At 72.1% G+C, this 9270-nt stretch carries 9 protein-coding genes and 1 pseudogene; 5 read left to right on the top strand and 5 right to left on the bottom strand.

The genetic code is table 11. The features are described from left to right. On the bottom strand, nt 1-1237 hold a 1237-nt coding region (locus VN520_RS36985), incomplete at its 3' end, for a DEAD/DEAH box helicase (RefSeq protein ID WP_325751338.1). A gap of 449 nt (nt 1238-1686) precedes the next feature. Between VN520_RS36985 and VN520_RS36980 the strand changes: the two genes are divergently transcribed. Next, nucleotides 1687-2433 (top strand): ferritin-like fold-containing protein, encoded by a 747-nt coding sequence (locus tag VN520_RS36980; protein ID WP_325751337.1) that lies wholly within the window; start codon nt 1687-1689, stop codon nt 2431-2433. A 7-nt stretch (nt 2434-2440) separates the two neighbouring features. On the opposite strand, the gene VN520_RS36975 is transcribed toward VN520_RS36980, so the two are convergent. The 4 genes from VN520_RS36975 to VN520_RS36960 all read right to left on the bottom strand — a co-directional run bounded on the left by VN520_RS36975 (nt 2441) and on the right by VN520_RS36960 (nt 4290). Continuing rightward, nucleotides 2441-2713, bottom strand: a complete 273-nt coding sequence (locus tag VN520_RS36975) for a hypothetical protein (RefSeq protein WP_325751336.1) — start codon at nt 2711-2713, stop codon at nt 2441-2443. A 190-nt stretch (nt 2714-2903) separates the two neighbouring features. Continuing rightward, nucleotides 2904-3131, bottom strand: coding sequence for a DUF3107 domain-containing protein (locus VN520_RS36970; protein ID WP_167526138.1), 228 nt, complete (start codon nt 3129-3131; stop codon nt 2904-2906). A 133-nt stretch (nt 3132-3264) separates the two neighbouring features. Beyond that, nucleotides 3265-3906, bottom strand: coding sequence for a TetR/AcrR family transcriptional regulator (locus VN520_RS36965; RefSeq protein WP_325751335.1), 642 nt, complete (start codon nt 3904-3906; stop codon nt 3265-3267). Between the two features lie 168 nt (nt 3907-4074). After that, on the bottom strand, nt 4075-4290 hold the full coding sequence (locus VN520_RS36960) for a hypothetical protein (protein ID WP_325751334.1): 216 nt from the start codon (nt 4288-4290) through the stop codon (nt 4075-4077). 110 nt (nt 4291-4400) lie between these two features. Between VN520_RS36960 and VN520_RS36955 the strand changes: the two genes are divergently transcribed. From VN520_RS36955 to VN520_RS36940, 4 genes and pseudogenes are all read left to right on the top strand, one after another. Then, entirely contained in the window at nt 4401-5366 is a 966-nt protein-coding gene (locus tag VN520_RS36955) for an alpha/beta hydrolase (protein WP_325751333.1), read from the top strand. A gap of 8 nt (nt 5367-5374) precedes the next feature. Beyond that, nucleotides 5375-6703 carry a DUF3152 domain-containing protein gene (locus tag VN520_RS36950; RefSeq protein ID WP_325751332.1) on the top strand — a complete coding sequence of 443 codons (1329 nt, stop codon included), beginning with the start codon at nt 5375-5377 and terminating at the stop codon, nt 6701-6703. Between the two features lie 411 nt (nt 6704-7114). Further along, nucleotides 7115-8911: a glycosyltransferase gene (locus VN520_RS36945; RefSeq protein WP_325751331.1), complete on the top strand. Its 1797-nt coding sequence runs from the start codon at nt 7115-7117 to the stop codon at nt 8909-8911. A gap of 34 nt (nt 8912-8945) precedes the next feature. Further along, nucleotides 8946-9270, top strand: a pseudogene (locus VN520_RS36940) (hypothetical protein); the annotation flags it as partial.

Genomic DNA, 9270 nt, shown 5'->3' with positions numbered 1-9270 from the left:
CGGACCTGCGGCCGCGGCCGCCGGTCTCGCCGAGGTCCTCGACCTCCTCCGCGCGCAGACCGGCCCGGGTCCGCTCGGTGCGCGGCAGGACACCCTTGGTGCCGGCCGGGATGCTGAGCTCCTCGTACAGGTGCGGGGAGGTGGAGTACGTCTCGGGCGGGTCCGGGAACTTCAGGTCCAGCGCCTTGTTGATCAGCTGCCAGCGCGGGATGTCGTCCCAGTCGACCAGCGTGATCGCGATGCCCTTGGCGCCCGCGCGGCCGGTACGGCCGATGCGGTGGAGGTACGTCTTCTCGTCCTCCGGCGACTGGTAGTTGATGACATGGGTCACACCCTCGACGTCGATGCCGCGCGCGGCGACATCGGTGCAGACGAGGACGTCCACCTTGCCGTTGCGGAAGGCGCGCAGCGCCTGCTCGCGCGCACCCTGGCCGAGGTCTCCGTGGACCGCGCCGGACGCGAAGCCGCGCTTCTCCAGCTGCTCCGCGATGTCGGCGGCCGTCCGCTTCGTACGGCAGAAGATCATCGCGAGCCCGCGGCCCTCGGCCTGCAGGATGCGGGAGACCATCTCGGGCTTGTCCATCGAGTGGGCGCGGTAGACGAACTGCGCCGTGTTCTTGACGGTCGTGCCCTCGTCGTCGGGCGAGGTGGCGTTGATGTGCGTCGGCTGCGACATGTAGCGGCGCGCGAGGCTGATGACGGCACCGGGCATGGTGGCCGAGAACAGCATCGTCTGGCGCTTGGGCGGCAGCATGGTGATGATGCGCTCGACGTCGGGCAGGAAGCCCAGGTCGAGCATCTCGTCGGCCTCGTCCAGGACGAGGACGCGGATGTGCGAGAGGTCGAGCTTGCGCTGGCCCGCCAGGTCGAGCAGCCGGCCCGGGGTGCCGACGACTACGTCGACGCCCTTCTTCAGGGCCTCGACCTGGGGCTCGTACGCCCGGCCGCCATAGATCGCGAGAACGCGGACGTTACGGACCTTGCCCGCGGTGAGCAGGTCGTTGGTCACCTGCTGGCAGAGCTCGCGGGTGGGGACGACGATCAGGGCCTGCGGCGCGTCCGTCAGCTTCTCGGGCGCAGCCCGGCCGGCCTCGACGTCGGCGGGGACGGTCACGCGCTCCAGGAGCGGAAGACCGAAGCCGAGCGTCTTGCCGGTGCCGGTCTTGGCCTGGCCGATGACGTCGGAGCCGGAGAGCGCCACGGGGAGCGTCATCTCCTGGATGGGGAAGGGAGACATGATGCCGACCGCCTCAAGGGCTTCGGCCGTCTCGGTCAGGATTCCGAGGTCGCGGAACGTAGTCAGGGTGCTGCCTCTTCTGTGAGACGCGGCCCGAGGCGAACGCTGGGGGTCGTACCGTGCCGGGGTTGGTCATCCGGCCGTGGATGGGCCGGGTGGCGCGGGACCACTGCCGTCGCTCGAGCGCTCGTGCCGCTGAGGGGGCCCCTCATCTGCGGTCGTACGAGGTGTACGCCCCGCGTGGAGGGCTGTCGGGTCGGAGCCGATCGGGCCACCGACCGGGCATCCTCATTCAGATCGCGCTCCTGGCACAGGAAAATACTCAGTAGGCGCAATACCACTGTACCTCGGATTCGCGCATGCGTGTTGGGCGAATTCATCGGAACGGTGTGATGTCTCCCGCTGGCCAGACCCTTACCCCACCGACGGAGCGGGCTATTCTGCGCTCCATGGAGACGCCTGACAACGCCACTGAAGCATCCGACGAAGCACCCGCACCGACCGGAATCGCCGCCCAGGACTGGGCCACCGCGTCCGCCGACCCGCAGTACCACGCCGCGGTCGTGGACCTGCTCGGCGCGCTCGCCTACGGGGAACTCGCGGCCTTCGAGCGGCTCGCCGAGGATGCCAAACTCGCGCCGACACTCGGTGACAAGGCGGCACTGGCAAAGATGGCGTCCGCCGAATTCCATCATTTCGAGCAGCTGACGGACCGGCTCACGGCCATCGAGGAGACGCCCACCGCCGCCATGGAGCCGTTCGCCAGGGCGCTGGACGACTTCCACCGCCAGACCGCCCCCTCCGACTGGTTGGAAGGCCTGGTCAAGGCGTACGTCGGCGACTCGATCGCCAGTGATTTCTACCGGGAGATCGCCGCCCGCCTCGACGCGGACACCCGCTCGCTCGTCCTCTCCGTGCTCGACGACACGGGCCACGGGAACTTCGCGGTCGAGAAGGTGCGGGCCGCCATCGAGGCGGAGCCCCGGGTCGGCGGCAGGCTCGCCCTGTGGGCGCGCAGGCTGATGGGAGAGGCGCTCTCGCAGGCACAGCGGGTGGTCGCGGACCGCGACGCGCTGTCCACGATGCTCGTGGGCGGCGTGGCGGACGGCTTCGACCTGGCCGAGGTCGGCAGGATGTTCTCCCGGATCACCGAGGCGCACACCAAGCGGATGGCCGCGCTCGGTCTCGCCGCCTGAGCGGCCCCTACTGGGCCGTGGCTGATCGCACCGGCCTGCTGCCGCGGGTGCGGATCAGCAGGGAGAGGGTCACCGCCCCGACCAGTACGGCGCCGGCGAGCGTGGCCAGGACATGGCCGGAGCCCAGCGCCGAACGGGTCAGATACGCGCCGAACAGGGCGCCCAGTCCACCCGTGAGGGACACCACGCGGGCGGACGGGAGCCGGCCGGGCAGGTAGTGGAGCGCGACCCAGGACAGGGCCAGCCCGAGCACGACGGAGCTGATGGATTCCCAGAGCACAGAGGGTCACCTCGCTTGTGGCGTAGCGGTCGGTCGTAGGCCGTCCTACCCGTGGCCGGCGGGACACAACCCTCCTCGGCTCCCGTGCACCCCACCGAGGGAACGGCGGGGAGCGGATCCGGAGAAACACAGGTGAAGGCCCGGCGGAATCGTCCGCCGGGCCTTCACCTGTGCTGCCGTGTCGCGCGGGCTACAGCGCGCCGAATCCCACCCGCCGGGTGCTGGGCTCACCGATCTCCACATAGGCGATCCGGTCGGCCGGCACCAGGACCTTGCGGCCCTTGTCGTCCGTGAGGCTGAGCAGCTGCGCCTTGCCGTTGAGCGCCTCGCCGACCGCGCTCTCGACCTCTTCGGCGGAAAGTCCGCTCTCCAGAACGATCTCGCGGGGCGTGTGCTGCACCCCGATCTTGACCTCCACGGCTATGTCCCTCCGACGGTCCGTCTCTGCGCGGTGAACCGCGCCGTACGCAGCACACATTAGCCCGGTGAAGGGACGGACCACGGGTCGACCGGCAACGCCCGCAGCGAACACCGGCTCCCCGCCGCCGGGCTCAGTGCTGGTCGGTGCCGTGCAGCGGGAATCCCGCGATGCCCCGCCAGGCGAGCGACGTGAGCAGCTGTACGGCGGTGTCACGCGGAATGCCGGAGCGGCTGGAGAGCCAGTAACGCGCCACGACCTGGGAGACACCGCCCAGGCCGACCGCGAGCAGCATCGATTCGTCCTTGGACAGACCCGTGTCACCGGCGATGACGTCGGAGATGGCCTCCGCGCACTGCAACGAGACCCGGTCGACCCGCTCGCGGACCGCCGGCTCGTTGGTCAGGTCGGACTCGAAGACCAGACGGAAGGCGCCGCCCTCGTCCTCGACGTACGCGAAGTAGGCGTCCATCGTCGCCTCGACGCGCAGCTTGTTGTCCGTGGTCGAGGCGAGCGCCGTACGGACCGCCTGGAGCAGGGACTCGCAGTGCTGGTCGAGCAGGGCGAGATAGAGCTCCAGCTTGCCGGGGAAGTGCTGGTAGAGCACCGGCTTGCTGACGCCGGCCCGCTCGGCGATGTCGTCCATCGCCGCGGCGTGGTAGCCCTGGGCGACGAAGACCTCCTGTGCGGCGCCCAGCAGCTGATTGCGTCGGGCACGGCGGGGCAGTCGGGTGCCCCGCGGGCGCGCCGCCTCTGTCTGCTCGATGGCTGTCACGCCGCCTCCCAAATTCGTGATCGAACACAGCCGTACCGTGAACGCTGCGCCGTCGGGCCATCGTACTTTTGAGTAACCCGGGTGTGCGCGGCGCGGACGCAGAATTTCATGGACCGGACGGCTGCGGTAGCCGCAGAGGTACCGGCCCCTGCCGCAAAGCGGTGCGTTCTACCGGTAATCGTCCTCGTCCTGTGCGACGACGCGGGCCTGCTCCGCCGCATCCGCCTCGTTCGCGATGCCGCGGTCGATGCCGGTGAGCGGTTCGTCCTGCTCCGGCCGGACGGCGGCCCGCTGTTCGGCGGTGTCGGCTTCGGGTGCTTCGGGGCCCGGTTCGTCCGGCTGCGCGTCCTCGAAGGTCTCCGGGTCGCTCGGGTCGACCGTCATGGTGGCTCCCTTCCTTCCCTTGCAGCCTAGGAGCAACCCTTCGGGGGCGCTATGCGGCCTGTGACCGCGAACACATGAACCACCGCGTGATCGTCTCGTAACATTGCCGCATGTCTTCGACCGAGCTGCCCGGTATCCACGCCGCCGCTGCCGCGGTGGCACCCACGGTCAGTGCCGTCCGGGTCGCGGAGGGGGAGAAGCTGCGCTCCGTCACGCTGCCCGGCCTCACCCTGACCGTCCGCTCCCGCCCGGCGGGGACGGTGGCATCCGCTCCCGCTCTCTTCGTGCACGGCCTCGGCGGCTCCTCCCAGAACTGGTCGGCCCTGATGCCGCTGCTGGCGGACACGCTCGACAGCGAGGCGGTCGATCTGCCCGGCTTCGGGGACTCCCCGCCGCCGGACGACGGCAACTACTCCGTCACCGGACACGCACGGGCGGTCATCCGGCTGCTGGACGCCGGCAGACGCGGGCCCGTTCACCTTTTCGGTAACTCTTTGGGTGGCGCTGTTGCCACCCGGGTCGCGGCCGCCCGGCCCGACCTGGTGCGGACCCTGACGCTGATCTCCCCGGCCCTGCCCGAGATCCGGGTCCAGCGGCCCGCGGTGCCGACCGCTCTGCTCGCACTCCCGGGCGTCGCATCCCTGTTCGTCCGGCTCACCCGTGACTGGACCGCGGAACAGCGCACCCGTGGGGCCATGGCACTCTGTTACGGCGATCCGGCACGTATCTCCGACGAAGCCTTCCGCCACGCGGTGGCCGAGATGGAGCGCCGGCTGGAACTGCCGTACTTCTGGGACGCCATGACACGCTCGGCACGGGGCATCGTCGATGCCTACACGCTGGGTGGGCAGCACGGGCTGTGGCGCCAGGCCGAGCGGGTGCTCGCACCGACCCTGCTGGTGTACGGCGGACGGGACCAGCTCGTCTCGTACCGGATGGCACGCAGGGCGTCCGCGGCCTTCCGCGACTCGCGCCTGCTGACACTGCCCGACGCCGGGCACGTGGCGATGATGGAGTACCCGGAGGCGGTCGCCCAGGCCTTCCGGGAACTGCTCGACGAACGTGGCGGGAGCTGATCCGGGGCGTGGGACGACACAGCCGAAGGGGCCCCGAGGCCACCCGGCGCGAGACCGGGCCCGTAGCCGGTGCCACCGCGGAGCGCGGCACCGGCCGGCGCGGGCGGAATTCCGCCATGCCCCCCGCCCGGGACGGCCACAGCCCGTTCCACGACGCCCCGCAGGTGCGTGGCGGGCACCCCGAACAGCACGAACCCGGCGGCGGCTGGGGAGCCGCGCAGGGGCCGCAGCACGACAGCCGGCGGGATCCGGCGGGTCCGGGGAGCCAGGAGCTCTTCCGTGCCGGGCAGGCCGCCATGGCGCGCCAGCGGGAGGCGCAGCAGGAGGCCGGGCGGCGCACGACCGGGCCGCAGACCGGTACCTCCCCGCTGATACCCGGCCCCCGCAGGGAGTTCCTGGAGGCGTTCGACACCACGCCTTCACGCCCCGCTCCGCCGGTTCCGCCGGAGGGCGCTCTCCGGACCTCCCCGGGGCCCGGCGGACCCGACGGCGTCCCGGACGACGCGAAGGGGCGGGGCGCGAAGGGCGGCAGGGGCCGGACCTTCACCGGGATCGCCGCCGCAGCCGTGACCACGGTGCTCGCGGTCGTGGTGGCCGGGCAGGTGGCGCGGGACTCCGGGGGCACGGTGGACGGTCCGCGCACCGGAGGTGTCGACCGGCAGGACGCCGGGGACGCCTCCCGTTCGGTGGACCGGCAGACCCCGCAGGCGCCGCAGCAGGAGAAGGCCAGGCCTCTGTCCTACGCGCAGAAGATGGCCACCGCCTTTCCGCTGGCGCCGGACCTGAAGGCGTCCGGGGAGTTCGAGGCGGTGCCGGGGCTGGCGAAGGCGCCGGGCAAGGGGCACAAGTACCGGTACAGGATCGATGTCGAGAAGGGGCTCGGCCTGGATGCCGCACTGTTCGCCGAAGCCGTGCAGAAGACGCTGAACGACGACCGCAGCTGGGCGCACAACGGCGCCATGACCTTCGAGCGGATCTCCTCCGGTGAACCCGCCTTCGTGATCACCCTGGCGAGCCCGGGAACCACGGGCGTCTGGTGCGCGAAATCCGGCCTGGACACCACGGAGGACAACGTCTCCTGCGATTCGGCCGCCACCGACCGCGTGATGATCAACGCCTACCGGTGGGCGCAGGGCGCCTCGACCTTCGGGGCGGACAAGCTCCTGGCCTACCGTCAGATGCTGATCAACCACGAGGTCGGCCACCGGCTGGGGCACAACCACGCGAGCTGCCGCACCCCGGGCTCCCTGGCACCCGTGATGCAGCAGCAGACCAAGACCCTGAATCTGGACGGCATCAAGTGCCGTCCCAATCCCTGGGTCTACCCGGGGAGCTGAGCCGCCCGCCCGGGCGTGAGGTCCGTAGGGCGGGACGGGTGTCCCGCCGGGCGCCGCCGGCCGGTGTGTCCGGGGCAGGGCCGGTGGAGCGTCCGTGGCCGGCGGGAGCGGTCACCGGCACGGGTCCCGTACGGCGAGCCGGCTCGTGGCGGCGGCCCCCGCGCCCGGATCCGTACGGGCCCGGGCGCGCCGTGCGCCTCGTGCGGAGCCGGCCGCAGTCTGACTCCGTGCGGCCGATGCCGGGCTGTTGCGGCAGAACGCGACCGGGGCGGGAAGGTTACGCCGGTTCACCCCTTTCGGTGGTGCGACGGACAACCGTCCGTCGCACCACCTGTGTGTCCGCATACGGTCGTCCCGCTGCGAGTCGCCGGGTAACGGCGGCTGACCACAAGGGAGATCGGGGGTGTGCTCGTGCGGATCGGACTCCTCACGGACGGTGGCTACCCGTATACGACGGGTGAGTCCAGGCTCTGGTGCGACCGTCTGGTGCGTGGTCTTCCCCAGCACGAGTTCGACCTCTTCGCGCTCAGCCGCTCCCCCCGGCAGGAACAGCAGGGCTGGGTGAACCTCCCCGACCAGGTCGGGCGGGTGCGGACGGCGCCGCTGTGGACGCGTGAGCGGGACGCCCGGCACACCGGCCGCCCCCGAGGACTGACGGGCGGACTTGCCACCGGCCTGGGACGTTCGTACGGACGACGGGACCGACGGCGCTTCGAGGCGCACGTGGCGGCGCTCGTCGGTGCGGTCCGCACCTGCGCGGGGACCGGGCCCGCCGTGGCCGGCACGGATTCAGAGGCGGCCGTCGGCCTCTTCACGGACGGCGTCTACGGCCTCGCCGAGCTGGCCGGGGAACGCGGCGGACTGCCCGGTGCCCTGCGCTCCGAGACGACCGTACGCATCGTGGAGTCGGCCTGCCGTGCTCCGGGGGCCGGTCGCACCGTCCACGGCGCCACCCTCCCCGACCACCTCGCCTTCGTGGCCGAGCTGGAGCGCGCCCTGCGCCCTCTCTCCCTCGACTGGTACGACGAGGACGGCCTCGGCGCGGTCGACCTCTGCCACGCGGCGTCCGGCGGCGCTGCGGCTCTCCCCGGACTGCTGGCCAAACGCTTCTTCGGGGTGCCGCTGCTGGTGACGGAGCACGGTGTGCCGCTGCGGGCCCACTACCTCGCGGCGCCCGAGGCCCCACTCGGTGCGCCGGCGCGCGCCCTGCTGGCCGGCCTCCACGGGCTGCTCGCCTCCGAGGTCTACCGGCAGGCCGCGCTCATCACCCCCGGCAGCACCCACGTCCGCCGCTGGCAGGAGCGGTTCGGCGCCGGCCGGGGCAAGCTGCGCACGGTCCACCCGGGTATGGAGGCGGAGCAGTTCCGGGCCGTCGGCGACGACGAGGACGGAGGCGGACCCGGCACACTGGTGTGGATCGGGCGGATCGAACCCGCCAAGGACCTGATCGCCCTGCTCCACGCCTTCGCCGAGGTGCGCAGGGCCGAGCCGGACGCCCGGCTGCGCATCTTCGGCGCGCCGGTCCGGGGGAGCGACGGTGAGACCTACCTCGCCCACTGCCGGGCACTCGCCGCCCAGCTCTTCCCCGACGAGGCCGCGGATGCGCACGCCGTCGGCGACAACCCGGTCACCTTCGAGGAGATCGGCGGTCCCGAGGTGCCCGATCTCGCGGAGGCCTACGCCGCCGCCGGCGTCGTCGTCCTGTCCAGCGTCGCCGAGGGCTTTCCCGTCAGCCTGGCCGAAGCGATGTTCTGCGGCAGGGCCACCGTCTCGACGGACGTGGGCGCCGTGGTCGAAGTCGTCGGAGGGACCGGACTGGTGGTGCCCCCGCGCAATCCGCGGGCGCTCGCCGACGCCTGTGTCGCGCTCCTGCGCGACCCGGAGCGCCGCGCGCGCCTGGGTGCGGCGGCGCGTGCCAGGGCGCTCGAACTCTTCACCGTCGAGCAGAACATCACGGCGTTCAACAGCATTTACCTGGAACTGGTGGGGCACGTACCGGCCCGCCGGGCGACCTCGGCGGGTCCCCTGGTCCCGGCCGGGCCGCCGCGCCCGTTCGCCACGCCCCCGGAGGCCCATCTACGGGGCGCCCTGCCTTCCGGACCGGCCGGATCGGGTGCCTCGGCCGGTGCCTCCCGGGTGCCGAGCTGGGCCATCGGCGCGGAGAGCGTGTGCGCGGGCGCACGCGGAGCGGGGGACGGCGATGCGTGACGACACGAGCGGGCACGACCACGCAGGAGCCCTCATGGGCACAGCGGCCGACGCCGTGGAAGCCGGTGGCGAGCCGGCGGACGCCACGGAAGCCGGTGGCGAGCCGGCCGACGGGAGCACGGGTGCGGTCCGCTCCGCCGTCCGGGCACCCGAGATCCTCTGTCACCCCGCCCGCAGACCCGTCGTCAGGCGCGGTTCCGCGGACCCGGTGAAGGTGCTCATGCACCGGCACCGGGACCTCTGCGAGCGTGCCGTCGACCCCCTGGAGATCGCAGCCGGTCTCGAGGCGCACGGCCTCACCGACCGGACCGCCGCCCGCTACCGGCACCGGGACGTCTTCTCGCTCGCGGAGGAGCTCT

Source organism: Streptomyces sp. (assembly GCF_035563135.1).
In the GTDB taxonomy this organism is placed as follows: domain Bacteria; phylum Actinomycetota; class Actinomycetes; order Streptomycetales; family Streptomycetaceae; genus Streptomyces.
Note: the sequence above shows the minus strand (reverse complement) of the source record. Positions and strands in the feature narration are given on the sequence as shown.